Annotated in this window: 32 protein-coding genes; 9 read left to right on the forward strand and 23 right to left on the reverse strand. The window is 68.7% G+C overall.

Annotated features, from left to right (window positions below; translation table 11 throughout):
• Positions 1-27: 27 nt before the first annotated feature.
• Positions 28-873 carry a hypothetical protein gene (locus tag STH_RS15010; protein ID WP_011197135.1) on the reverse strand — a complete coding sequence of 282 codons (846 nt, stop codon included), beginning with the start codon at positions 871-873 and terminating at the stop codon, positions 28-30.
• Positions 874-885: 12 nt separating this feature from the next.
• A complete protein-coding gene (locus STH_RS15015) occupies positions 886-1,383 on the reverse strand; it encodes a nuclease-related domain-containing protein (protein WP_148205607.1) in 498 nt (165 codons plus the stop codon).
• 505 nt (positions 1,384-1,888) lie between these two features.
• On the opposite strand from STH_RS15015, the gene STH_RS15020 reads away from it, so the two are divergent.
• From STH_RS15020 to STH_RS15030, 3 genes are all read left to right on the forward strand, one after another.
• Positions 1,889-2,764 carry an ABC transporter permease gene (locus STH_RS15020; protein WP_011197137.1) on the forward strand — a complete coding sequence of 292 codons (876 nt, stop codon included), beginning with the start codon at positions 1,889-1,891 and terminating at the stop codon, positions 2,762-2,764.
• Positions 2,761-3,564: an ABC transporter ATP-binding protein gene (locus tag STH_RS15025; RefSeq protein ID WP_011197138.1), complete on the forward strand. Its 804-nt coding sequence runs from the start codon at positions 2,761-2,763 to the stop codon at positions 3,562-3,564. The genes STH_RS15020 and STH_RS15025 overlap by 4 nt, the downstream gene beginning before the upstream one ends.
• Positions 3,565-3,634: 70 nt before the next feature.
• Positions 3,635-4,648, forward strand: coding sequence for an ABC transporter substrate-binding protein (locus STH_RS15030; protein ID WP_011197139.1), 1,014 nt, complete (start codon positions 3,635-3,637; stop codon positions 4,646-4,648).
• A gap of 86 nt (positions 4,649-4,734) precedes the next feature.
• Here the strand turns inward: STH_RS15030 and STH_RS17570 are convergent, their stop codons facing one another.
• From STH_RS17570 to STH_RS15045, 3 genes are all read right to left on the reverse strand, one after another.
• Entirely contained in the window at positions 4,735-5,184 is a 450-nt protein-coding gene (locus STH_RS17570) for a DoxX family protein (protein ID WP_011197140.1), read from the reverse strand.
• 112 nt (positions 5,185-5,296) lie between these two features.
• Entirely contained in the window at positions 5,297-6,523 is a 1,227-nt protein-coding gene (locus STH_RS15040) for a serpin family protein (RefSeq protein WP_242654551.1), read from the reverse strand.
• Between the two features lie 21 nt (positions 6,524-6,544).
• Positions 6,545-7,780: a serpin family protein gene (locus STH_RS15045; RefSeq protein ID WP_043714312.1), complete on the reverse strand. Its 1,236-nt coding sequence runs from the start codon at positions 7,778-7,780 to the stop codon at positions 6,545-6,547.
• Positions 7,781-7,966: 186 nt separating this feature from the next.
• Between STH_RS15045 and STH_RS15050 the strand changes: the two genes are divergently transcribed.
• On the forward strand, positions 7,967-8,452 hold the full coding sequence (locus STH_RS15050) for a DinB family protein (RefSeq protein ID WP_011197143.1): 486 nt from the start codon (positions 7,967-7,969) through the stop codon (positions 8,450-8,452).
• A gap of 80 nt (positions 8,453-8,532) precedes the next feature.
• Here the strand turns inward: STH_RS15050 and STH_RS15055 are convergent, their stop codons facing one another.
• Both STH_RS15055 and STH_RS15060 read right to left on the reverse strand, forming a co-directional pair.
• On the reverse strand, positions 8,533-8,961 hold the full coding sequence (locus STH_RS15055) for a BphX family protein (protein ID WP_043714314.1): 429 nt from the start codon (positions 8,959-8,961) through the stop codon (positions 8,533-8,535).
• Between the two features lie 139 nt (positions 8,962-9,100).
• Positions 9,101-9,604, reverse strand: coding sequence for a VUT family protein (locus STH_RS15060; protein WP_011197145.1), 504 nt, complete (start codon positions 9,602-9,604; stop codon positions 9,101-9,103).
• Between the two features lie 106 nt (positions 9,605-9,710).
• Between STH_RS15060 and STH_RS15065 the strand changes: the two genes are divergently transcribed.
• From STH_RS15065 to STH_RS15080, 4 genes are all read left to right on the forward strand, one after another.
• Positions 9,711-10,241 (forward strand): RNA polymerase sigma factor, encoded by a 531-nt coding sequence (locus STH_RS15065; RefSeq protein ID WP_011197146.1) that lies wholly within the window; start codon positions 9,711-9,713, stop codon positions 10,239-10,241.
• Positions 10,241-10,651 (forward strand): anti-sigma factor family protein, encoded by a 411-nt coding sequence (locus tag STH_RS15070; RefSeq protein ID WP_011197147.1) that lies wholly within the window; start codon positions 10,241-10,243, stop codon positions 10,649-10,651. Before STH_RS15065 ends, STH_RS15070 begins: the two co-directional genes overlap by 1 nt.
• Before the next feature lie 76 nt (positions 10,652-10,727).
• On the forward strand, positions 10,728-11,384 hold the full coding sequence (locus STH_RS15075; RefSeq protein ID WP_011197148.1) for a DUF2953 domain-containing protein: 657 nt from the start codon (positions 10,728-10,730) through the stop codon (positions 11,382-11,384).
• Between the two features lies 1 nt (position 11,385).
• Positions 11,386-11,757 (forward strand): GerW family sporulation protein, encoded by a 372-nt coding sequence (locus tag STH_RS15080; protein WP_011197149.1) that lies wholly within the window; start codon positions 11,386-11,388, stop codon positions 11,755-11,757.
• A 58-nt stretch (positions 11,758-11,815) separates the two neighbouring features.
• On the opposite strand, the gene leuB is transcribed toward STH_RS15080, so the two are convergent.
• Both leuB and STH_RS15090 read right to left on the reverse strand, forming a co-directional pair.
• Positions 11,816-12,922, reverse strand: a complete 1,107-nt coding sequence (leuB, locus tag STH_RS15085) for a 3-isopropylmalate dehydrogenase (protein ID WP_011197150.1) — start codon at positions 12,920-12,922, stop codon at positions 11,816-11,818.
• A 50-nt stretch (positions 12,923-12,972) separates the two neighbouring features.
• Positions 12,973-13,365: a thioesterase family protein gene (locus STH_RS15090; protein ID WP_011197151.1), complete on the reverse strand. Its 393-nt coding sequence runs from the start codon at positions 13,363-13,365 to the stop codon at positions 12,973-12,975.
• 72 nt (positions 13,366-13,437) lie between these two features.
• Between STH_RS15090 and STH_RS17575 the strand changes: the two genes are divergently transcribed.
• On the forward strand, positions 13,438-14,025 hold the full coding sequence (locus STH_RS17575) for a class I SAM-dependent methyltransferase (RefSeq protein WP_011197152.1): 588 nt from the start codon (positions 13,438-13,440) through the stop codon (positions 14,023-14,025).
• Positions 14,026-14,067: 42 nt separating this feature from the next.
• Here STH_RS17575 and STH_RS15100 read toward each other — a convergent pair whose 3' ends face one another.
• The 14 genes from STH_RS15100 to rpmJ all read right to left on the reverse strand — a co-directional run bounded on the left by STH_RS15100 (position 14,068) and on the right by rpmJ (position 23,372).
• Positions 14,068-14,655, reverse strand: a complete 588-nt coding sequence (locus STH_RS15100; protein ID WP_011197153.1) for a thymidine kinase — start codon at positions 14,653-14,655, stop codon at positions 14,068-14,070.
• An 82-nt stretch (positions 14,656-14,737) separates the two neighbouring features.
• A complete protein-coding gene (locus STH_RS15105; protein WP_011197154.1) occupies positions 14,738-15,502 on the reverse strand; it encodes an N-acetylmuramoyl-L-alanine amidase CwlD in 765 nt (254 codons plus the stop codon).
• A 124-nt stretch (positions 15,503-15,626) separates the two neighbouring features.
• On the reverse strand, positions 15,627-16,022 hold the full coding sequence (gene rpsI / locus STH_RS15110; protein ID WP_043714318.1) for a 30S ribosomal protein S9: 396 nt from the start codon (positions 16,020-16,022) through the stop codon (positions 15,627-15,629).
• 22 nt (positions 16,023-16,044) lie between these two features.
• On the reverse strand, positions 16,045-16,503 hold the full coding sequence (gene rplM, locus STH_RS15115; protein ID WP_050742319.1) for a 50S ribosomal protein L13: 459 nt from the start codon (positions 16,501-16,503) through the stop codon (positions 16,045-16,047).
• 160 nt (positions 16,504-16,663) lie between these two features.
• Complete coding sequence (truA, locus tag STH_RS15120; protein ID WP_011197157.1) at positions 16,664-17,467, reverse strand: tRNA pseudouridine(38-40) synthase TruA; 804 nt, start codon at positions 17,465-17,467, stop codon at positions 16,664-16,666.
• A gap of 23 nt (positions 17,468-17,490) precedes the next feature.
• Positions 17,491-18,297, reverse strand: coding sequence for an energy-coupling factor transporter transmembrane component T family protein (locus STH_RS15125; protein WP_011197158.1), 807 nt, complete (start codon positions 18,295-18,297; stop codon positions 17,491-17,493).
• A complete protein-coding gene (locus tag STH_RS15130) occupies positions 18,294-19,160 on the reverse strand; it encodes an energy-coupling factor transporter ATPase (RefSeq protein ID WP_011197159.1) in 867 nt (288 codons plus the stop codon). The genes STH_RS15125 and STH_RS15130 overlap by 4 nt, the downstream gene beginning before the upstream one ends.
• Positions 19,136-19,999 (reverse strand): energy-coupling factor transporter ATPase, encoded by an 864-nt coding sequence (locus tag STH_RS15135; RefSeq protein WP_011197160.1) that lies wholly within the window; start codon positions 19,997-19,999, stop codon positions 19,136-19,138. Before STH_RS15135 ends, STH_RS15130 begins: the two co-directional genes overlap by 25 nt.
• 70 nt (positions 20,000-20,069) lie before the next feature.
• Positions 20,070-20,411, reverse strand: a complete 342-nt coding sequence (gene rplQ / locus STH_RS15140) for a 50S ribosomal protein L17 (protein ID WP_011197161.1) — start codon at positions 20,409-20,411, stop codon at positions 20,070-20,072.
• Positions 20,412-20,458: 47 nt separating this feature from the next.
• Positions 20,459-21,406, reverse strand: a complete 948-nt coding sequence (locus tag STH_RS15145) for a DNA-directed RNA polymerase subunit alpha (RefSeq protein ID WP_011197162.1) — start codon at positions 21,404-21,406, stop codon at positions 20,459-20,461.
• Between the two features lie 110 nt (positions 21,407-21,516).
• Positions 21,517-22,140: a 30S ribosomal protein S4 gene (gene rpsD / locus STH_RS15150; protein WP_011197163.1), complete on the reverse strand. Its 624-nt coding sequence runs from the start codon at positions 22,138-22,140 to the stop codon at positions 21,517-21,519.
• Between the two features lie 23 nt (positions 22,141-22,163).
• Positions 22,164-22,553, reverse strand: a complete 390-nt coding sequence (gene rpsK / locus STH_RS15155; protein ID WP_011197164.1) for a 30S ribosomal protein S11 — start codon at positions 22,551-22,553, stop codon at positions 22,164-22,166.
• Positions 22,554-22,569: 16 nt separating this feature from the next.
• On the reverse strand, positions 22,570-22,944 hold the full coding sequence (rpsM, locus tag STH_RS15160) for a 30S ribosomal protein S13 (RefSeq protein WP_011197165.1): 375 nt from the start codon (positions 22,942-22,944) through the stop codon (positions 22,570-22,572).
• A gap of 314 nt (positions 22,945-23,258) precedes the next feature.
• A complete protein-coding gene (gene rpmJ / locus STH_RS15165) occupies positions 23,259-23,372 on the reverse strand; it encodes a 50S ribosomal protein L36 (protein WP_011197166.1) in 114 nt (37 codons plus the stop codon).
• Positions 23,373-23,416: the final 44 nt, after the last annotated feature.

Below are 23,416 nucleotides of genomic sequence, written 5' to 3' on the forward strand. Positions count from 1 at the left end.
AAGCATAAAAATGCACGCCCCGCCGCCCTAGTGCGGCCCCCAGGGACCGCGCACGGTCTTGCCGTAGGCGACCCGGCGCTTGCCCGGGCGCGGGCCCGCCGGCCGGATGGTCCGCATGCGGTTCAGCTCACGCCAGAGCAGGAGGGCCGCCGGGACGGCCGTGACCAGCAGGAGCCCGGCCTGGCCGTAGTCCAGGCCCAGCACGTTCCGACCCAGGTAGAGCCCGATGTGCACCCCCGCCACCAGCCACACCGACTGGGTCTGCAGGAACAGCAGGCTCTGCAGCGCTGAGAAGGTGAGGCCCGCCAGCCCGCCGAACTGCGCCCGGATCTGTGGGGCCGGCCAGCCCAGGCCGAACAGCGCGGTCAGGACCACCCACGCCACCGGGGTCACCAGGGCGAGGAGCAGGACATCCCGGCCCGACAGGTCCTGCTCGAAGCGGGAGATCGCGATGCCGCGCAGGATGAGCTCCACACCGAAGAGGGCCGCGGACGTAAGCGCCGCCTGCACGAGGGACTCCACCCCCAGGTTCAGCTGCGGCATACGGCCCCACCCGCCCAGCAGGAAGGCCAGGCCAGCTAGCGCGAGCCCACCGGCCAGGCCGGGGAGGAACCAGAAGCGGGCGGCGAACGTGGGCCTGAGGCCGGCGTTGTCCGCCTTCCAGCCCCACCGCCAGTCGATGTAGGTGAGGCTGGCCGCGATCGGCACGACGGCGTGGCTGGCAGCCACCGCCCAGCGGGCGGCGCTGGGTGCCACGCTGCCGAGCAGCCCAAAGAGCGTCACGACCTGGTCCGCGATCATCTGCAGCAGGGTGATCAGCAACAGGAAGCCGGCCACCGTCCAGACAGAGGACCAGAACCGGTTCAGGTGCATCGCGCTCCTCCTCTACTCCGTCGTCCCCCCGGCGCCCGGCGGACTGATCAGCCGGATCAGGTCGGCCGCGGGGAACCCGACCGCGGACGCAGGAATCCGCCCCGCGACGAACGCATCCAGCTCGTCCCACTGGACCAGGGTGGCCTCGGGTTCGGTTCCCTGGCAGCGCGCGGCGCCGGCCGTAAACACCACCACAGGCTCCAGGACGATCCCCCGGGCACGGCCAGTAAAGGCCAGCCGCTCGCAGAACACCCGCGCCCTGCGGTCCGGCCGTCCCAGATCCACCTTCCCCCCTGCGCCGCGCCACTCGCCCTTCGGGCCCGGGACGATGTCGCCCGCCCAGTGGAGCGCGTTGATCACCAGGGCCCGGCCCGGACCGACCAGGCAGAGGTCGACGGTCATGAACCCGAGGGTGGGCCGGACCACCAGCACGCTCCGCTCTCCCAGGTCCATCGCCGACAGCCGCTCGGTCAGCAGCCGGAGCCCTACCCCTTCCTCCAGCTCCGCCACCTGCCTCGCCGCGGCGGAAAGGGGTGCCGTCAGCCTGTGCCGCCAGGAACGCGGCTTCGTTTCCGGAATGGGACCAATTCGCTTGACCATACCCTCAGTATAGCCCAGACTCTTTCGTATTTCATCCTGCCCTTTGCTCCGGAGGGAGGCCCCACGCAGTGCGGTGGGCGGACCCGCCCTGCGGGCACCTGCGCATCTCCCGGCACGCCTGCCCGGCCGCGGAGAACCAACCAGCGCGAACATTCGTCTAAATTATGCGAAAGAAACCGAAAAGCCTGCATGACTTGGGGAAGTCTGACCGTTTGGCCGTTGCCTATTGACATGCTTCAACTTGGTAAAGTATCATAGTGCCCAAGTCTGCAGACTTGTATAGCGTTTCTCTGCAAGGGCACGCGTCAAGGAAACGTCTTCGCCACGCCGGAACGCCAACCCTGGGCCGCCCACGTCTTCGGGGGCCCTTCTCCTTTCTGAATCCGAAAGATTGTTCCCGATTGGAGGCATCTTCATGGAACTCATCCTGAACTTCCTGCTGCCCGTTCTGCAGCAAGGCCTGGTCTGGGGGCTGGTCGCCCTGGGCGTCTGGATGACCTTCCGGGTGGTGAACGTGCCGGACCTCACGGTGGACGGCACCCTGACCACCGGTGCGGCCACCGCAGCCCGCCTGCTGACGATGGGCGTCCACCCGGTGACCGCGACGCTGGCCGGGTTCGCCACCGGCGCTGCGGGCGGCGCGATCACGGGTCTGATCCACACCCGCCTGCGGGTGCAGCCGCTCCTGGCCAGCATCATCACCATGACCGGGCTCTACTCCATCAACCTGCGCATTATGGGCCGCTCCAACATCGCTCTCTTCACCCTGAAAACCCTGGTCCCGGACAACAGCTGGGCCAGGCTGGCGCTGTTCGCCGGCGTCGCCGCGCTGCTGGTGCTGCTCATGAACCTCTTCTTCCGCACCGAGCTGGGGCTGGCGCTGCGGGCGACGGGCGACAACGACGCCATGGTGCGGATGCTCGGGGTCAGCAGCGACAGCATGCGGCTGCTGGCGTTCACCCTCTCCAACGCCGTGGTCGGACTGGGCGGAGCCCTGGTGGCCCAGTACAGCGGCTTCGCCGACGCCCAGATGGGCATCGGCACCATCGTCGCCTCGCTGGCCGCGCTCATCATCGGCGAGGCGCTCTTCGGCTCCCCCACCGTCTTCCGGGCGACCCTCTCGGCGCTGCTGGGCTCCATCATCTACCGGGCCATCTTCGCGCTGGCCCTCCGGGCCGGCTTCCAGGCCAGCGACCTGAAGCTGGTGACGGCCGCGCTGGTCGTCATCGCCCTCTCGATCCCGCAGATCAAGCGGACCATCCGGCTGCCGGAAGGGAGTGAAGCCAGGTGACGGGGCTCACCATCGAAGGCGTGCACAAGACCTTCTTTCCGGGTACGGTCAACGAGATCCGGGCCCTGAAGGGCGTCGACCTCACCCTGGCGCCCGGCGAGTTCGTCACCGTCGTGGGCTCCAACGGCGCCGGGAAGTCGACCCTGCTCAACTCGGTGGCCGGCGTCATCGCCCCGGACCGGGGGCGCATCCTGCTGGGCGACGTCGACATCACCCGCCTGACCGAGGTGCAGCGGGCAGCCCGCATCGGCCGGGTACTGCAGAACCCGCTAGCCGGCACCGCCCCCAGCCTGACCGTGGCCGAGAACCTCGCCCTGGCCCTGGCCCGGGGCCGGTCCCGGGGCCTGCGGTGGGCCCTGACCGCCGCCCGGCGCCGGATGTTCGCGGAGGAGCTGGCCCAGCTGGGCCTGGGACTGGAGAACCGGCTGGACGACAAGGTGGGGCTGCTCTCCGGCGGCCAGCGCCAGGCGCTGAGCCTGCTCATGGCCACCCTGCAGCGGCCGGACGTCCTGCTGCTGGACGAGCACACCGCGGCCCTCGACCCACGGGCGGCTGCGCTGATCGCCGAGCTGACCAACCGCTGGGTGCGCCAGCATCGGCTGACCACCCTGATGATCACCCACAACCTGGAGCAGGCCATCCGGCTCGGCGACCGGCTGGTCATGATGCACGAGGGCCGGATTCTGTTCACGCTCAGCGGTCCGGAAAAGCAGGGGCTGACCATCGAAGGGCTTCGGCAGGCCTTTGAACGAGTGCGGGGCCAGGAGTTCAGCTACGATCGGGCCGTGCTCGCCCATTAGGCGATCCCCCCTCCCCAGGGGTTCGCACATAGAGAGAAGTCCGGAAGGCAACAGAGGAGGGCGATCTGCCGTGCGTCGCGTACTGTTGGCGTGTCTTGCCGCCGCGCTCGTGCTGGCCGGGTGTGGCGGGTCCGCATCGCAACCGCAGGGGACCAGCGGATCCGATCCCAGCTCCGGATCGGATGGGCGGGTTCGGATCGGACTGACCCAGATCGTGGAGCATCCGGCCCTGGACGCCACCCGGCAGGGCATCATCGATGGCCTGAAGGATGCCGGGTATGAGGACGGGAAGCAGATCGAGATCGACTTCCAGTCGGCTCAGGGCGAACAGCCCGTGGCGCAGCAGATCGCGGAGAAGTTCGTCGCCGACAAGAAGGACCTGATCATCGCCATCGCCACGCCCAGCGCGCAGGCCGTGGTGCAGGCCACCCGGAGCAACCCGATCCCCGTGGTCTTCAGCGCAGTCACCGACCCGCTCAGCGCCGGCCTGGTCTCCGACCTGCAGAAGCCCGGCGGCCACGTGACGGGGACCTCGGACCTGGTGCCCGTGAAGATCCAGATGGAGCTCTTCGACCGGCTCGGCCTGAACGTGACCAACGTGGGCGTAATTTACAACGCCGGCGAGGCCAACTCGGTGGCCCTGATGAAGGACATCAAGGTCGCGGCCGAGGAGCTGGGGCTGAACATCGTGGAGGCGACGGTGGCCAACGCCACCGAGGTGCAGCAGGCCGCCCAGTCGCTGGTCGGCCGGGTGGACGGGTTCTACCTCATCACCGACAACACCCTGGCCCAGGGGGTCCAGGCGGTGATCGACATCGCCAACACCCACAAGATCCCGGCCATCTCCTCCGTGGACAGCTACGTGGAGCAGGGAGCCCTCGCCACGTTCGGCCTGGACTACTACCTGCACGGCCGGCTGACCGCCGAGGTCGTCGCCGAGATCCTGCAGGGCAAGGACCCCGGGGATCTGCCGGTGCGCTACAACGAGGACCTGAGCCTGATCATCAACACCCGGGCGGTGGAGACCCTGGGCCTCGACATCCCGGCCGCGGTGCTGGAGGAGGCCAGGAAGGTCGGCGAGTAGAACCCGGGCAACGCCATCGGGGCTGTCCCGAAAGCAGATGATCCTGCTTGGGACAGCCCCGATCGTTGTTCGGCCTTCGATCGCGTTCAACGGCGAATGACCGCCCCGTCTGCCGCGCCCTGGCTCCGCCTGCGGAGCCACAGGGCATCCAGGGAGGCCGCACCGCCGCCGGTGAGCACTAGCGCCAGGCAGGCGAACATCGCCGTGATCTGCATGCGGACGGCCGTGTAGTCGAACGTCCCGCCGGCCCAGGCCTGCCCCCAGTTCACGAGGGCCGTCGCCACGACCATCTCCATCAAGAAGAGCAGCCCCATGACCCGGGTGCCCAGCCCCAGGAGCAGCAGAAGGCCCCCCACGACCTCCAGCACGGCGGCAAACTGGCCCAGCCAGCCCGGCAGGCCGAAGTTGCCGAACAGAGCCGCCGCTCCCGCAAGGTTGGTTAGCTTGGGCCAACCGGCAAAGAGGAAGACGGCGGCGAGGGGAATGCGGAGCAAGAGCGGGACGAAGGCAACACCAGGACCCTCCAGACGCTGCATGGCCACCCTCCCCAGCGTTGTGGTGTTGATCAAGACTATAGCATTGCAAATGTTACGGCCACAACGAGACGGCCCCTCCCTGTCCGGGATCGGACAGGGAAAGGCCGAATTCTCACGGGTTCACGACGGCGCCCAGGAACAGGGTCATCCCCGTTCGGTCGTCCCGGATCGCCAGCAGGAAGGGCCTGTCCAGCACCACCTCCGGCGGTTGGGGGGGCGGTGCGGCGCCGGCCGTTATCCCCACAACCGTCGCGGCGGCCGCCTCGGTGCCCTCTTCGTTGATCTCCAGGAAGGTTTTCTGGATCACCGCCCCGATGTACAGCGGTTCGTCGGTGACCAGGAGGCCGCCAAAGTCGGCCCGTCGGTCGTCGAAGGCCCGCTCCATGCCCAGCGCCTGAAGCGCTTCGCTCAGGTCATGCCGGTCCGTGAAGCGCACCTTCGGCATGGCCAGCCGGATGCGCGTCTCGGCCAGCGCGTCGATCCAGCCCCGGAACCGCTCGGGGGTGAGCCCCACCACGAAGCCGTCCCACTCGTCCGGCATGAAGGCGTAGAGCGCCACGTCCCCCTCGCCATAGGGCATTCGCACGCCCACCAGCCCCTCCTCCGCCAGGTAGCCGAAGGTCTCGGTCTGGTGCATGAACTCCACCTGCACCTCGCTCCCGTCCGGCCTGCGGAAGGGCCCGGGCTCCGTGCGGTCGGGGTCGAACGGCTCCTGCCACTCGCCCTTGAAGTGGAGAGCGTTGACCAGCGCCATGCGCTGCTCGGCGTAAGTTCGGTCGATCAGGTCTGTGATGCGATCCCGTGTCCGTCGCGCGACCCAGCGGTTGATCGCCGCCGCGGCCTCAGGCCGGCCGAAGGTGGTGCCGAACACCTCCGCGCCGTACTGCTTCGCGGCCACCTCCCGGAAGGCCGGGACGACCGCAAAGTCCCTGTGGTGCCAGACGGCGTTGGCCGCGGTCAGCTTCACCCCCCGGCCGGGGTTGGCCATGATGCCCCACACGTCGCGCATATGCGCGTTTACGGCCCCCATCTCCGCATCGCCATACCCCAGGGCGGCCAGCATCTCCCGTTGGGTCTCCCCCCGGGCGCCGTTCGCGGCGAGGCTGAGGATCACCCAGGCGCTTGCGGGCGACAACAACAGATTCGCATCCGGCCGCTGGTCGTACACCGCCCGCAGCAGCTCGATGCCGAAGCGGTCGGCGGCCTCCGAGAGGGCCGGGTCCACCGCGTCGGGACGGGGAGGGGGCGACGCCAGCCCCGGACTGCCGCACCCGGTCATCATGAGGACCGCCGCCAGCGCCGCGACGACCGCGATGGGTCCGAAACGTCGTGGATGCATGGTTCGCACGGCTGCCCCCCCCTACGACGGATCCGCGATGGCACCCAGGAACAGGGTGACGCCGGTGCGGTCGTCCCGGATCGCCAGCAGGAACGGCTTATCCAACACCACCTCCGGGGGCTGTCCGGCCGGTGCGCTGGTGACGGTCACCGCCACACCGGTGGCGGCCGCCGCTTCCGTGCCTTCCTCGTTGATCTCCAGGAAGGTCTTCTGGATCACCCGGCTGATGAACAGCTCCCGGCTGCCCTCGAACAGGCCCCCGAGGTCGGCCCGGCCGGGGGTGAACGCCCGCTCCATGCCCATGGCCGCGAGGGGATCCGCCAGCTCAGCCCGGTCGGTCAGCCGGATCTTGGGGAAGGCGAGGCGGATCTCCTGCCGGCCCATCCGTTCCACCCAGCCGGCGTACCGCTCCGGGGTGAGCCCTTCCACGAAGCCCTCCCACTCGTCGGGCATGAAGGCGTAGAGCGCCAGGTCCCCCTCGCCGTACGGCAGCCGTACGCCCACCAGCCCGTCCTCCGCCAAGTAGCCGAAGACGGCCGTCTGGTGCATGAACGGCACCTCCGCCGTGCCGCCGTCCGGCAGGTGGAAGGGACGGTCGTAGGTGCGGGCGGGGTCGAAGGGCTTCTGCCACGCCCCCTTGAAGTAGAGGACGTTGACCAGCCACATGACGTCGTCGGGCCGAGTCCCTTCGACCAGCTGGGGGATGCGCCCCCGGGTCTGGTCGGAGACCCAGCGGTTGATGGCCTCGGCGGACGCCGGCTCGCCAAACGTCGTCTCCCGCACCTGCGCTCCGTACTGCTGGACCGCGACCTCCCGGAACGCGGGGGCCACCGTCATCCCCTTCTGGTGCCAGACGGCGTTGGCAGCGGTCAGTTCGACGCCCGCGCCCGGGTGCGCCAGGATTCCGCGCAGGTCCGCGATGGCCCGGTTCACGGCGCCCAGATCCATGTCCCCGTACCCCATGGCCTCCAGCATCTCCTCCCGGGTCTCGCCCCGGGCGCCGTTGGCCGCGAGGCTGAGGATGATCTGGGCGCTGGCCGGGGACAGAAACAGGTTCCCGGCTCCCCGCTCTCGGTGCACCTCCTGGAGCAGGCGGATGCCGAACCGGTCGGCGGCGCTGGCCAGGTTCGGGTCCACCTTTTCCGGCCGGGCCGGGTCGCTCGCCCCACCAGGTCCCCCGGGGCCGCCGGCGCCCGGCAGCACGCCACCGCAGCCGGCGAGAACGAGGCCCACGAGCAGAAGCGTGAGTGCCTTCATCGATCCTCCGCACCTCCCGAGCCGGGCCGCGACAGCGCCTGCGGAACGCAGGGCGGCCTCGCCCGTCCTCCTACCCTTCAGACGTGGGTACCGACGCGGGCCGTTTCAGCCGCGGGGGCCACAGGCCGAACCACCGCCGCGCTTCACCCGTTCTCTTAGGTAAGGGGAAAAGGGAGGGATTTTCGGATGCTGACCAGTCCCGCTGACTTCGCCCGTTATTTTGAATCGGTGCGCGGCCGCACCCTGGCGTTCATCCAGGCGATTCCGGAGGATCGGATGGACTTCGCGCCTCAGCCCGGCAAGTTCACCTTCGGCGACCTGATCCGCCACATCGCCGCCACGGAGCGGATGTTCGTGGAGGGCGCCATCGAGGGGCGCTGGGCCTATCCCGGTCACGGCCGCGAGCTGGGCTCCACCAAGGACGAGGCACTCGGCTACCTGATGGGCGCTCACGAGGAGGCGATGGCCAGACTGCGGGCGGCAGACCCGGGTGTGCTGCAGGAGAAGCGGACCACGCCCCTCGGTGCAACCGTGAGCGCGTGGCGCCTGCTCATGATGATGACCGAGCACGAGATTCACCACCGCTCGCAGATCGGGCAGTATCTGGTCGCCTTGGGGCTCGAGCCGCCCCAGCTCTTCGGCCTGAAACTGGAGGATTTCCTGGGGCGGTAGCCGGTCCGCCGCCCTGTGTGCGCAAAGCCCCGAAGGCGTGCTGCCTCCGGGGCTTCGATCGCGGTCGGATTGTCAGCGGTTCAACTGGCCCGCTTCAGCGGCTTTACCGCCGTCAGGTGGCGCCGGCAGGTGACCAGCGCATGCCGGCCCACCAGGGCGATGGCGCCGTGCAGCAGTGCGAAGGCCACGAGGGCAAGGGGATGGCCGTAGCCGCGCAGGGCCAGGTACAGGTTGAGCACCAGGCCGGCGATCAGCTCCACCCAGATGACCAGCTTGACCAGCTCCCGGTTCAGGTGCGGCCTGCTGGCCCCCCGCAGGAGGAACACACCCAGCACCGCCACAATCGCGCCGATGAAGAAGACGCCGTCCATCAGCACCCGCTGGCCCCCGGGCTCCAGATCCAGCCCCATGGTCGGGATGGCATAGGAGAGCAGCAGCGGGTTGAACACCAACGCCATCGCCAGGTACAGGGCCCCCACCCCGTACATCCAGCCGCTCAGGTAGCGCATCCCCCACACCCCTCTCAACCGCGCACGAAACTTTGTTTCTCAAATATACCAGAAGAATTCGGCGCTGTCGAGGGGGAAATAGGGCGAAGACCCTAGACCCTTCGCCCTACAAAAGGGTTTCGGGGATAGCCCGGACGGATCACCGTTCCTGGGCCTGCGCCCGACGCCAGTACACCCGGTTCAGCACCAGGGCCCACAGGTAGCCGCCCGCGACCTTGGCCAGGAACTGGCCGGCCATGATCAGCGGCATGAAGCTGCCGAACGCGACGGAGGTGAACACGACGGAGTCCACCGCCGCGGAGACGGCGTTGGAACCGTTGACCCGCCACAGCTTGGGCCGGTGGCGCAGGAGGTGGTACACGACGGTATCGGCCGCCCCGGAGGCCGCGAACGCGGTGAACGAGGCGAGCGCGATGCGCCCCGCATCCCGGTTGAGCAGCCAGGAGAGCACGGAACCGGACAGGATCAGCAGGGCCATCTTGCCCCAGAGGTTCCTGCCCTCCCACCGCTCGTGCAGGGCATCCCGGGTGGTGATATCCAGGCCGATGAAGACGAACGAGTTGATAATGCTGGCGTACGGGCCGAAGTACACCACGGAGAGGTTGGCGGCGACGATGGCCGCCAGGTACAGGGCAACGAGCATGCTTGGTCTGTCTCCTTCGGAAATCTCGGTTTCTCGCTCGCACAGCTGAAACTTTCCGCCGGGGTAGGCGGTATTGGAGAGGAGAGGGCCGGAGGGGGGCTCGCACATGGAGCGGGACGCGTCGATCATCCAGCTGTGCCAGCAGGGCCACCGGGCGGGTTTCAGCCGCCTGGTGGAAGCCTATCAGGAGAGAGTCTACCGCACCGCCTATGCCTTCGTCCAGCACCGGGAGGACGCGCAGGATCTCACCCAGGAGGTCTTCCTGCGGACGGTGCGGGCCATTGACTCCCTCGACGCGGGCCGCCCCCTCTGGCCATGGCTCCGGCGGGTCACCACCAACCTGGCCCTCAGCCACCTGAAACGGCGCAGGGGTCACCTGTCGCTGGACGACCTGCCCGAGGCCGCCCTCCTCGTGGCCCACGGCACGGAGCCGGCCTGGACGATGCTGGACCTGGAGCGGGCCCTGGCGGACCTGCCGCCGCTCTGGCGGATGGCGCTCGTCCTGCGGCACCAGGAGGGGCTCGCCTACGAGGAGATCGCCCGGATGCTCGACCTGCCCGTCGGCACCGTGAAGACCTACCTGTTCCGGGCACGGCGGGCGCTCCGGGCCCGGTTGGAGACCGAGGGGGTGGAATGATGGCGACGATGCGGTGCGACGAGGAGCTGGTCCAGCTCTACGTCGACGGCACCCTGCATCCGGCGGAGGCCGCGCTGGTGGAGGCGCACCTGCGGCAGTGCCGGGCATGCCGCCGCCTGGCCGGCTTCTATAAGAGCCTTTACTGGGACCTGGGACGCACGGCGACGCTCGCCCCGGACCCCGCGCAGGATCCGGACGCCCTGGCCGAGGTCCTGCTGGCCGAGCACCGGCGCCACCGGCAACCGGAGGCGCCGCCCGCATCGGCGTGGGCCTTCTCGACCCTGTGGCTCACGGCCAACCCCGCCTTCGCCAGGCCTGCCCGGACCCTCACCGCGCTGGGCCACCGGGGGGCGGAAGGGCTGGTGCGAACGCTGAAGCGCCGGTGGCGCAGGCGGAAGGGGGGCGGTTGACCTGCTGGCGATCCTGGCGGCGGCAGGCACGGTCCTGCTCCGGGCGCTTCTTCTGCTCCTCGGTCTGGCCGTGCTGATGGTGCTCGTCCTGCTCTTCGTCCCCTTCGACCTGCGCCTGTGCGGCCGCGCGGACCTGGCGGCGGACGACTGGGAGAGCCCGCTGGCCGGCCGGGCCGAATGGCGACTCCGGCTCCGCTGGGGGCTGCTGCCGGTCACAGCCGGCGCGCAGTGGTCGGACGGCCGTCTCGGGCAGCCGGAGGTGCGGGTCCTGGGCTTTCCGGTGCGCGGCGGCAACAAGGGCGGCCGAGGACACAGACCGAAGACCCCGGGCGCCACGAAACGGAAAGCGGGCCGGAAGGCTGGGCGGACCAAGCCTGACCCCGAACTGCTGCTGACCCTCGCCCGCGAGGCCGTGCAGCTGCCCGGCCGGCTCTGGCGCAGCCTGGGCGTCCGCCTGACGGCGGAGGGGAGCTACGGCCTGCCTGATCCCGCCCTCACCGGCCTCTGCGAGGCGATCCGCTGGAGCGCCGGCCTGGGTCGGTCCCTGCGGCTCACCCCCGACTTCGAACGGCCGTGCCTGGTGGGGCGCGGGGAGTTGACCGGGCGGGTCTACGGGTTCCGGTTGGCGGCCATTGCGTGGCACGTGGCGCGCCGGCCGGCGGTTTGGAACCGTCTCGTCGGCACAATCCGCTTCAGACCCCTGCGGACCATCTTACTGAGAGGAGGAGCCTGATATGGCGGCGGAGATGCTGAACTCGGTGATGGCGACCCTGGAGAAGCACCTGCACATTAAGTCCATCGTCGGCGAACCCATGACAGTCGGCGACGTGACCCTGATTCCGGTGATGGATCTGACCTTCGGCTTCGGGGCAGGCGGCGGCGAAGGACGCGACGAGAAGCAGGGCGGCTCGGGCGTGGGCGGCGGCGGGGGCGCCCGCCTGGCGGCCAAGGCGGTCATCGTGATCAAGGACGGCGAGGTCTCCGTGCTGCCGCTGGGCCGGGGGACGGCCATCGACAAGATCATGGAGAAGATCCCCGGAATCCTGGAGAAGGTCAACGTGAACGTGAACGCCGGCGGCAAGGAGAAGGACGACGACGACGAGTAAGCGCCGGGGGCTGTCCCGAGGTCATCCCCGATGACCCTGGAGACAGCCCCCGTACCCGTCAGTGGACCCGGTCGGCGACCGCGCGGGCCATCGCCGCCGTGCCGAGGACCGCAGTGCCGGGCACGGTGATGTCGGCGGTGCGCAGACCCTCTTCCAGGACCGCAGCCACCGCCTGTTCCACCGCCCGGGCCGCGTCCTCCCGGCCCAGCGAGTGACGCAGGAGCATGGCGCCGCAGAGGATGGCGGCCAGGGGGTTGGCCCGGTCCTGGCCGGCGATGTCCGGCGCGGAGCCGTGGATGGGTTCATAGAAGCCCTTGGGCAGGCCGAATCGGTTGCGCGCCGCCCCGAGCGAGGCCGAGGGCAGCAGGCCGATGGAGCCGGTCAGCATGGCCGCCTCGTCGGAGAGAAAGTCCCCGAACAGGTTGGAGGCCAGCATTACGTCGAAATCGCCGGGGCGGCGCAGGATCTGCATCGCCGCGTTGTCCGCCAGGAGATGCTCCACCTCGACGTCGGGGAACTCCCGGGCCACCTCGTCGACCACGGTCCGCCACAGCTTGCCGGCCTCCATCACGTTGCCCTTGTCCACCGAGGTCAGCCTACGCCTGCGCCCCCGGGCGATTTCGAAGCCCATGCGCGCGATGCGGGCGATCTCGGCGTCGGTGTACACCTCGGTGTTCACGCCCCGGCGAGTGCCGTCGGGCAGGGTCTCGATGCCCCGAGGCTCGCCAAAGTAGATGCCGCCCACCAGCTCCCGCACGATGATGAAATCGACGCCGCCGCCGATGATCTCGTTCTTCAGCGGCGAGGCGTCCTTCAGCGGGGGGTAGAGCAGGATGGGACGCAGGTTCGCGTACAGGTCGTAGCGCTTCCGGATGGCCAGCAGGCCGGCCTCCGGGCGCAGGTCCCACGGCAGCCCCTCGTAGCGGGGACCGCCCACGGCGCCGAAGAGGATGGCATCCGCGCGGTCACACGCATCCCGCGTCTCGTCCGGAAAGGGGGTTCCCACAGCGTCGTAAGCGGCTCCGCCCACCAGGTACTCCGAAAACTCCAGGCGGAAACCGTAGGCAGCCGCGGCTGCCTGCAGCACGGTCACTGCCCCCCGGGTGACCTCGGGACCGATCCCGTCGCCCGGGAGGCAGGCAATGTGGTAGGTAGGCTGAGCCAACTCTGGAACACCTCCATCGGGTTTGGAGGAAGTTTAGCACGTTAAAGCATTTAAGGCAACCGCTTTTCCCCCGCCCGCTGGAGGAACCTCTCCATGCGCACGATGACCCGCTCGTGGGTGCCGCTTCCGACCCGCTCCCGGTCGTCGAACGCCTCGACCCGGAACAGCAGCCGCCGCCCGTCCACCCGCTCCAGCACGGCGGTGGCCCGGACCTTCATCCCCGGCGGCGTCGCGGCGAGGTGCTCGACGTCGACCCGGGTGCCCACGGTGGTCTCGCCCTCCCCGAGGAACGGCTCCACCGCCCTGGCCGCCGCCTCCTCCATGAGCGCAATCATCATCGGCGTCGCGAACACGTCCACCGCGCCGCTGCCCACGGCCCTGGCGCAGTTCTCCGGCGTCACCACCGTCTCGGCCGTCGCGGTGAGACCGGGCGCAAGCGACATGTGATCTCCCTCCCGTGCTAATCGTCATCCGCCAGACGTCCAAACTCCAGACAGACAAAGGAGTGATGAGCGGTGGTCCACAGGTTCGATCCTCAGCGCGTCGAACGGCTTCTGGACGAGCGCCGCTACAGCTGGCACGATCCGGCGCAGGTCCTGCGCCACCTGGACCTGGACCGCTGCACCGCCCTCGCGGACGTGGGCTGCGGGCCCGGCTGGTTCGCGCTTCCGGCGGCGAAGCGGCTGCCTCCCGGCGGGGTGGTGTACGGCATCGACATCAGCGAGGAGATGCTGGAGCACCTGCGCCGGCGGGCCCGCGCGCAGGGCGTCGACAACGTCGTGCCCGTCCTCGCCGAGGAGGAGGACGAGTGGCCGGTGCCCACCGAGTCGTGCGAGGCGGTGCTGATCGCCGACGTCTACCACGAGGTCGACCCGGCCTCCATGTTCATCGGCGAGGTGAAGCGCATCCTGCGCCCGGGAGGCGTCTGTCTGGTGGTGGACTGGAAGCCGGAGCCGACTCCCGAGGGCCCGCCCGCCGACCACCGGGTCGACCCGGATGACGTCATCGCGGAGTTTACGGCCGGCGGGTTTCAGTTCGTCGGCCCCTGCGACGTGGGGCCCTACTCGTACGGGTTGAAGTTTGCAAAACCGCCGCACCCGTGAGGCCCCGCCGCCCCTGCCGGCAACGCCACGAGGACGGCCCTTTCAACATTGCTCGCCCCGGGCCCTTCTCCCCTCCAGCCAGCACTTGCGGCAGCGGGCCTCGTACTTTTCGCCGCCACCCACCACCACGTCCTCGGTCTTCGCGGTAAGCGCGAACGGCTTGGTGGCCGGTTCGCCACAGACGACGCACACCCCGTATACGGACGTGATGCTGTCCGCCAGGGCCAGCAGCTGGGGCATGCAGCCGAAGGGCCTGCCCTCCGACGTCTGCGACAGTCCGGCTGCGATCACGTAATGGCCGCGGTTGGCCAGCTCCTGCACCGTGTCCACCAGCGACACGTCGTAGAACTGCGCCTCGTCGATGCCGATCACGTCGGGCTTGTGGATCTCAGCATACCAGAGGATCTCCAGCGGGCTGTCGGTGTGGACCGCCTCGAACCGGAGCCCGTCATGGGTCACGATCACCTCGTCGTCGGTATACCGTTTGGCCATGCGCGGCTGGAAGACGACGGCGGTCCGCTTCGCCAGGATGAACGTTCGGACCCGGCGGATCAGCTCGGTCGTCTTGCCGGCGTACATGCTGCCCGAGGTGATGACATCGATCCATCCGTAGTTGAGATTACGGTGCAACGTCGGCGCCTCCCCTGGCTGCTACGATTCCTACAGGGGTTTCGAGGCGCCGACCGGCGATTCCTCCGCCCCGCTCCCAATCTCAGGACCGGGGGGAGGCCTCCCCCGGGTCAGCCGGATTCTCCGGCGCCGTGCCGGGATGGCGGGAGATGTACTCCCGGTAGTCCACGACCCCGTCTGCGATGGCCTCGGCAATCGTCCGTTGGTACTCCGGCTGCTGCATCCGGCCGCGCTCGGCCGCGTTGGAGAGGAAGCCCATCTCCACGATGACCGCCGGCACCTCCGTGGTGCGCAGGACGAAGTAGTCGCCCGGCAGGGCGTATCGGGTGGTATCGGTCCTCTCCCGCAGCCGGTTCTGGATGGAGATGGCCAGGGCCTTGCCCTCCGCCGAGCCGCCCTTCTGGTAGAAGGTCTGCGCGCCCCAGCAGTGGCAGCGGTCCTGATTCGCGTGCAGCGACAGGAACAGGTCCGCCTGGTGCTCGCCCACCAGGGCCACCCGCTGACGCAGGTCCTCCCGGACCGTGCGGGAGTAGTGGGTGTCGTCGGTCCGGGTGAGAACCACCCGGGCCCCGCGCGCTTCCAAAATCTCCTTGAGGACGTGGGCCACCTGCAGCGTGAGGTCCTTCTCCTTCACCCCCGCCACCACGGCCCCCGGATCCCAGCCCCCGTGTCCCGGATCCACCACGATGACCAAGCCGGCCAGCGGGCCGGGCGCGGGTTCGGGGGCCTGCGGCTCGCCGCCCTCCCGGGACGCCCGCAGCCCTTTCCACAGCGGCCAGGTCGCCGCGACCAGGACGGCGGCGACCAGGCCCAGCAAGACGGCCTGAGGCAGCGGAAACTTGCGCACACTCCTCCCCCCTCATGCAGGAAGGGTATGCGCCACCTGCGCGGACATGCCGGTTGCAGAAGGACAGGCGGGCTCCGGACGCATGAAGAAAGCCCGTGGCAACTCGCCACGGGCTCCTGCCATTTTAGCGCTTGGAGAACTGCGGGCGCTTGCGGGCCTTCTTGAGGCCGTACTTCCGGCGCTCCTTCATCCGCGGGTCGCGGGTGAGGAATCCGGCCTGCTTCAGCGCAGGGCGCAGCTCGGGATCATACTTGACCAGCGCACGGGCGATGGCGTGCCGGCAGGCGCCCGCCTGGCCGGAGATGCCCCCGCCGATCACGTTCAGGTAGACGTCAAACTTGCCCGTCGTCCCGGTCACGGTGAACGGGCTCTCCACCATCATCTGCAGGGTCTGAAGACCGAAGTACTCCTGAAGGGTGCGGCCGTTCACCACGAAGTTGCCGGTACCCGGCAGCAGGCGAGCCCGGGCGATGGCGGTCTTCCGGCGGCCCGTACCCCAGTACTGCGTCACGGTCGACATCGATCAACACGCCTCCTCTCGATTAGACCTCAAGCGGCTCGGGCTTCTGCGCCGCATGCGGGTGCTCGGGACCGGCGTACACCTTCAGCTTGCGGTACATCTGCCTGCCCAGCCGGTTGTGCGGAAGCATGCCTTTGATGGCGAGCTCAAGGACGCGCTCAGGCCGCCTCGCGATCATCTGCTCGAAGGTCGTGGCCTTCTGTCCGCCCGGATAACCGGAGTGACGGTAGTAGACCTTGTCCGTGACCTTCTTGCCGGTCACCTGGATCTTCTCGGCATTGACGATGATGACAAAATCACCGCAATCAACGTGCGGGGTAAACGTGGGCTTATGCTTGCCGCGCAGAATGGCAGCCACCTTGCTGGCCAACCGCCCGAGGGTCTTGCCTTCGGCGTCGACCACATACCACTTCCGCTCCACATTCTGCGGATTGGCCATGTAAGTCTTGTTCACGGGGTTCCCTCCTACGGAATCGGTCATCGAGGGTCTTCGGATGATCTATGTTCATCGGCCGGCGCCTGGCGTACACGCCCTACTCGGGGAAAAGGCGCGAGGTCCAGGTCGCTCCTGGTCAGAACCTCTTTTCGCCAGAGGTGGCGAGGTCAACGCTCCATAGTATACATTGGCGAACGAACCACTGTCAAGGCTCCAAATCCGCGTCCGGCGCGGCCTCCGCGGCCCAGGGCGGAATGCTCGGGCCGTCGCCGTAGACCACCTCTTCCAGGCAGAGCCCGTGGGGCGGCAGGGTCCGGCCCGCATCCTCCCGCCGGCCGTGCCGCAGGGCCTGGGCCACCCGGTCGAGGCTGCGCCGGCCTGCGCCCACCTCCAGCAGCGTGCCGGCGATGATCCGCACCATGTTATAGAGGAAGCCATCGGCCGTGACGTCCAGGTGGAGGAACGGCGGCTCCTCGGTGAGCGTCAGCCGGGTGATCGTCCGCACGGTCGTGCGGGCCGATCCCCCCGTCGCCCGGAAGGCGGCGAAGTCGTGCCGCCCCACCAGCAGCGCCGCCGCCCGCCGCATCGCGTCCACGTCCACCGGCCGGTGCCAGTGGTAGCTGTACAGACGGGCCATCGGCAGCCGGTACGGGGAAAGGCAGAACGTATACCGGTACCGCTTCTCCCGGGCCCAGTACCGGGCGTGGAAGTCGGGGGGCGCCTCCTCTGCGCCGATGACGGCGATGTCGTCCGGGAGATGGCCGTTCAGGGCCGCGGGCCACCGGTCGATGGGAATGGTGGCGTATGTGCGCAGGTGCACCACCTGGCCCCGGGCGTGGACGCCCGCGTCCGTGCGGCCGGCGGCCGCGCCGATGCGCAGGTCGGGCTCGCCGGTGACGGCTCGCAGCGCCTCCTCCAGCCGCTGCTGGATGGTGATGCCGTTGGGCTGCCGCTGAAAGCCGGCATAGGCCGTGCCGTCGTAGGCGAGGATCAGCTTGATGGTCCGCATCGCGCACCTCCCCCCAGGCGCCGCTACCCGACGCCCCCGATCCGCATGACCACCATCAGCGCGACGAAGCCGATCAGGACCACAAGGGCGACGGCGTCACGGGCCGTGAACGTCAGCTCCTTCATGCGGGTCCGGCCCTCGCCGCCGCGATACCCCCGGGCCTCCATCGCGGTCGCCAGCTCGTCAGCCCGCCGGAAGGCCGCCACGAACAGCGGGACCAGCACGGGCACCAGGCTCCGTACCCGAGAGACCAGGGACCCCGTCGCGAAGCTGGCGCCGCGGGCCTGCTGCGCCCGCATGATCCGGTCGGCCTCCTCGGCCAGGGTGGGGATGAAGCGCAGCGCGATGGTCATCATCAGCGCCAGCTCGTGCGCGGGGACGCCGATAGGCCGCAGGGGGCGCAGCATCATCTCCAGCCCGTCGGTGAGCCGAATCGGCGACGTGGTCAGCGTCAGGATCGACGCGATGGTCACCAGCAGGAGCAGCCGGGTCGAGGTCACGGCGACAAGCCGGAGCCCCTCGCGGGTGGCGACCGCGGGCCCGATGCGGAAGAGTTCCTCGCCTGGCGTCAGGAACAGGTTGAACAGCGCCGTGATCACCAGGAAGATGAGAATGGGCCGGAGGCCCCGCAGAATCTGTTTCAGCGGCACCCGCCCCAGGGCCACCAGCGCCAGGGTGAACAGGACGGCCGCCAGGTGGCCCGGCCACGCCCGGGGAAGGAAGATGGCGATGGAGAGCAGGAAGACTCCCGTGATCTTCACCCGCGGGTCCAGCCGGTGCAGAAGCGAGTTCCCGGGGTAGTATTGCCCGATGGCGACCTGGAAGCTCACGGGCGGTCAGCCCCCTTCCTGCCTGCCAGGACGCCCCGGATGGCGGCCACCGCCTCGTCCATGGTCACCACGTCCGGCGGGATGGACCAGCCCCGCTCCCGGAGCTTGTCCGCCAGCGCGACCGCCGCCGGCACGCCAAGGCCGATCGCCTCCAGTTCGGCACGCCGGGCGAACAGCTCCCAGGGCGTACCCAGCATGTGGACCCGGCCCCGGTGCATCACCAGCACCCGGTCCGCGTACTCGGCCACGTCGTCCATCGAATGGGACACCAGCACCACCGTCATACCCGTCCGTGCGAAGCCGCCCACCAGGTCCAGGATCTCCCGCCGCCCCTGGGGGTCAAGGCCGGCGGTGGGCTCGTCCAGGATCAGCACCCGCGGCTCCATGGCCAGCACCCCCGCCAAGGCCACCCGGCGCGCCTGGCCGCCCGAAAGGCCGAAGGGCGAGCGGTCCTTCATCGCCGGATCCAGCCCCACCCGTTCCAGGGCCGTCATCACCCGCCGCTCCACCTCCGCGGCGCCCAGCTGCATGTTGCGCGGGCCGAAGGCGACGTCCTCGAAGATCGTCTCGCCGAACAGCTGGTGCTCGGGGTACTGGAAGACCAGGCCCACCCGCTGGCGCACCTTGCGCAGGTCCGTCTTCCGGTCGGAAAGGTCCAGGCCGTCCACCAGCACGCGGCCGGTCGTGGGCCGCAGCAGGCCGTTCATGTGCTGAATCAGGGTGGACTTGCCCGATCCCGTGGGGCCGATGATCCCCCAGAACTCCCCGTCTGGGATGGTCAGCGAGACGTCGTCCAGGGCCTTCCAGGCAAACGGGGTCCCGGGCTGATAGATGTGGCTTACGGCCTCGAATACAATTGGCATAGCGCTTCCACCAGCTCATCCAGCGTGAGTATCGTCCTGGGCAGCGGCACGCCCTGCGCCCGCAGCCGCTCGGCAGCCTGCACGGCGGGGGGCAGGTCCAGCCGGAGGGCCCGGATGCGGTCGGCCTGAGCAAAGACCTCCCGGGGCGTGCCGACCATCTGCACCCGGCCCTCGGCCATCACCACCACCCGGTCGGCCACGACCGCCTCGTCCATGAAGTGCGTGATCCAGACAACCGTCATGCCCAGTTCCCGGTTGAGGCGGCGGACAACCGCCAGCACCTCGGCGCGGCCCGACGGGTCGAGCATGGCGGTGGGCTCGTCCAGCACCAGGCAGGCGGGACGCATCGCCAGGGCGCCGGCGATGGCCACCCGCTGCTTCTGGCCGCCCGAAAGCAGGTGCGGCGACCGCTCCCTGTGCTCGCTCATGCCCACGGCCTCCAGGGCCTCCGCCACCCGGGCGCGGATCTCCGCCGAGGGCAGCCCCTGGTTCTCCGGGCCGAAGGCGACGTCCTCCTCCACCACGGCCGCGACGATCTGGTTGTCCGGGTTCTGGAAGACCATGCCGACCCGGTCCCGGATGGACCAGAGATTGGCCTCCTCCCGGGTGTCCAGGCCGTCGACCAGCACCCGCCCCGCCCGCGGGAGCAGGAGGGCGTTCAGGTGCCGCGCCAGGGTGGACTTGCCGGAGCCGTTCATCCCCAGGATGGCCAGAAACTCGCCCCGGCGCACGTCCAGGTCCACCCCGTCCAGGGCCAGCCGGACCGGTGCCGCGCCGTCGGCCTCCTCACGGCCGTAGGCGTAGGAGACCCCTTCCGCGACGATGTACGGGTTGGTCACGGCCTAATTCCCTCCCGCGTCGCTGAAACGCCCGGGCGCTGCCGCGCCCGGGCGTTTCGCACCAGTGAGTTCAGACCAGCTCGAGAATCGCCATGGGGGCCGCATCGCCCTTCCGAACGCCGGTCCTGATCACCCGGGTGTAGCCGCCGTTGCGGTCGGCGTACCGGGGAGCGATCTGGTTGAACAGCTTCGTCACGACCGACTCGTCGTAGATGTAGGCGAGGGCCTGCCGACGGGCGTGCAGATCGCCGCGCTTGGCCAGGGTGATCATCTCTTCGGCGATGGACTGAACCGCCTTCGCCTTGGCCTCGGTCGTCTCGATCCGCTCCTTGTCGAAGAGGGCCGTCACCACGGCCCGGAACAAGGCCTTGCGGGCCGAGCTGTCCCGGCCGAGCTTCTGATATTTGGCCATTTTCCTTGGTTCACCCCTATCCTGTCCAGATCGAAAGCGCCTCGGGGCTAGTCATCAGGTTGCCGCAGCGAAAGGCCGAAGGCCGCCAGCTTGGTCTTGACCTCTTCCAGCGACTTCTTGCCCAGGTTGCGGACCTTCATCATCTCTTCGTCGGTCTTGGAGACCAGCTCCGCGATGGTGTTGATGCCCGCCCGCTTCAGGCAGTTGTACGAACGAACGGAGAGATCCAGCTCTTCGATGGTCATCTCCATCAGCTTGTTCCGCTCGTCGTCTTCCTTCTCCTGCATGACCTCGATCTCGTCGGCGTCCTCGGTGAGCGAGATGAAGAGCTCCAGGTGCTCCTTGAGGATCTTCGCCGCCCAGGAGCAGGCCTCGTCGGGCCGGATGGCCCCGTTGGTCCAGACCTCCAGGGTGAGCTTATCGTAGTTGGTCTTGTTGCCGACGCGGGTGTGCTCGATGGTGTAGTTCACCCGACGGATCGGGGAGAAGATCGAGTCGACGGGGATCACGCCGATGGGCATGTCCGGGGTCTTGTTCTGGTCGGCCGGCACGTAGCCCCGCCCCTTGCTGACGGTGATCTCGGCGATGAGCCGGCCGCCCTTGTCCAGGGTGGCGATGTGCAGGTCCGGGTTGAGGATCTCCACATCGGCGTCCGTATGAATGTCCCCCGCGGTGACCTCGCCCTCGCCCTCCGCGTGGAGGCGCAGGACCTTCGGTTCGTCGCTGTGCATCCGGAGCGAGAGCTGCTTGAGGTTGAGGATGATATCCGTGACGTCCTCGACCACACCGGGGAGCGTGGAAAACTCATGCAGCACGCCGTCGATCTTCACAGAGGTGACTGCGGCGCCCGGCAGGGAAGAGAGCAGGATCCGCCGCAGGGAGTTGCCAAGGGTGATGCCGTAGCCGCGCTCCAGAGGCTCCACCACGAACTTGCCGTAGCTGTTGTCCTCCGCCAGCACCACGGTCTCAATCTTGGGCTTTTCCATTCCGATCATCTGGTAGATACCCCCAATTCCCTGTCTCACTCATGTGAGCGCCCTACGCCACCGCCCAAGAACCCAGCTCTGCCCACCAGCTGCGGCCAGTGCCACAGTCGGTGCGACCGTTACCGGGAGTAGAACTCGACAATGAGCTGCTCCTGCACCGGCGTGTCGATCTCGTCGCGATTGGGCAGCCGGAGAACCGTGCCGCGCAAGGCTTCCGGATCGACCGACAGCCAGGCCGGCACCGTGCGGGTGGCAGCCGCGGCCAGCTCCTTGATGCGCTTGTGCTCGCGGGAGGACTCGCGCACGGCGACCACGTCGCCCTCGCGCACCAGGTAAGAGGGGATATTGACCTTGCGGCCGTTGACCTCGATGTGGGAATGCTTGACGATCTGGCGGGCTTCCGCACGGCTGGCGGCGAAGCCCATCCGGTAGACGACGTTGTCGAGGCGCCGCTCCAGCGTCTGCAGCAGCACCTCGCCGGTGACGCCCTTCTTGCGGGAGGCCATCTCGAAGTAACGCTCGAACTGCCGCTCCAGCACGCCGTAGTACCGGCGGGCCTTCTGCTTCTCCCGCAGCTGGATGGCGTACTCCGTCGGCTTGCGCCGGGAGGCGCCGTGCTGCCCCGGCGGGGTAGCCCGCTTGACGATGGGGCACTTGTCGCTGTAGCACTTCTCGCCCTTCAGGTAAAGCTTAACGCCCTCACGCCGGCACAGCCGGCAGACGGGACCCGTGTATCGCGCCATTGGTTACTTTTCCCCTCCTCGTCCTACACGCGGCGCCGCTTCGGCGGGCGGCAGCCGTTGTGGGGAATCGGGGTCACGTCCTTGATCGCCGTGACCTCCAGGCCGGCGGCCTGCAGCTGGCGGATCGCCGCCTCACGGCCGGACCCCGGCCCCTTGACCAGCACTTCAACCTCACGCACGCCGTGCTCCATGGCGTCCTTGGCCGCCTTCTCGGCCGCCATCTGGGCCGCAAACGGCGTGGACTTCCGGGAACCCTTGAACCCCATGGCGCCGGCGGTCGCCCAGGCCAGCGCGTTGCCATGGACATCGGTGATGGTCACGATCGTGTTATTGAAGGTAGAACGGATGTGGGCCACGCCCTTGTCTACGTTCTTCCGCTCCCTGCGCTTCACGCGGGCAGTGCGCTTAGCCATTCAGACGTGTCCCTCCTTACTTCGCCTTCTTCTTGCCGGCGACCGTGCGCCGCGGGCCCTTCCGGGTCCGGGCGTTCGTCTTGGTGCGCTGCCCGCGCACGGGCAGACCCCGGCGATGCCGCAGGCCCCGGTAGCAGCCGATCTCGATCAGCCGCTTGATGTTCATCTGCACTTCGCGCTGGAGGTCGCCTTCGACCTTGTACTCATGATCGATGACCTCGCGCAGCTTGGCCACCTGCTCCTCGGTCAGGTCGCGCACGCGAGTGTCCGGATCGATGCCGGTCTTCTTCAGGATCTCACGGGAAAGCGACCAGCCGATGCCGTAGATGTACGGCAGGGCGGCTTCGATGCGCTTGTCACGAGGCAGGTCTACGCCTGCAATACGCGCCATGCTGCTGAATTACCCTCCTCATGCAAAAGACCAAGGTGATCGTCCAGATTGCACGACCCGTCCCAAACGACAACACCGCAGGAAATGTGGCGAGGGAAGAGGGACCTCGGCCACCAGCCGCTCCCTGAGGGGAAGCCGCCGGGTTCCAGTTCGGGTTTTGCACGCCTCCCGGCAGTGTCCGAACCTCGAGCCCATGCGTAAACGCCGGTGCGCCTCCCGCCACGGCAGGAGGTGCGCCAGCCGGATAAGCAAACAGCGTGTGTCTGGTTCCCGCGCTCCGGCGGGTGCCCGCCGAGCCGGGCGTGTCAAGGAAACTATCCCTGCTTCTGCTTGTGCTTCGGATTCTCGCAGATCACCATCACGTGACCGTGACGCTTGATGACCTTGCACTTCTCGCAAATCGGCTTCACCGACGGGCGAACCTTCACGAGCAGCCCCTCCTCTCTTCGCGCGCTCGTTTGGCCTCAGCGGT

It is taken from the genome of Symbiobacterium thermophilum IAM 14863, assembly GCF_000009905.1.
GTDB lineage: Bacteria > Bacillota > Sulfobacillia > Symbiobacteriales > Symbiobacteriaceae > Symbiobacterium > Symbiobacterium thermophilum.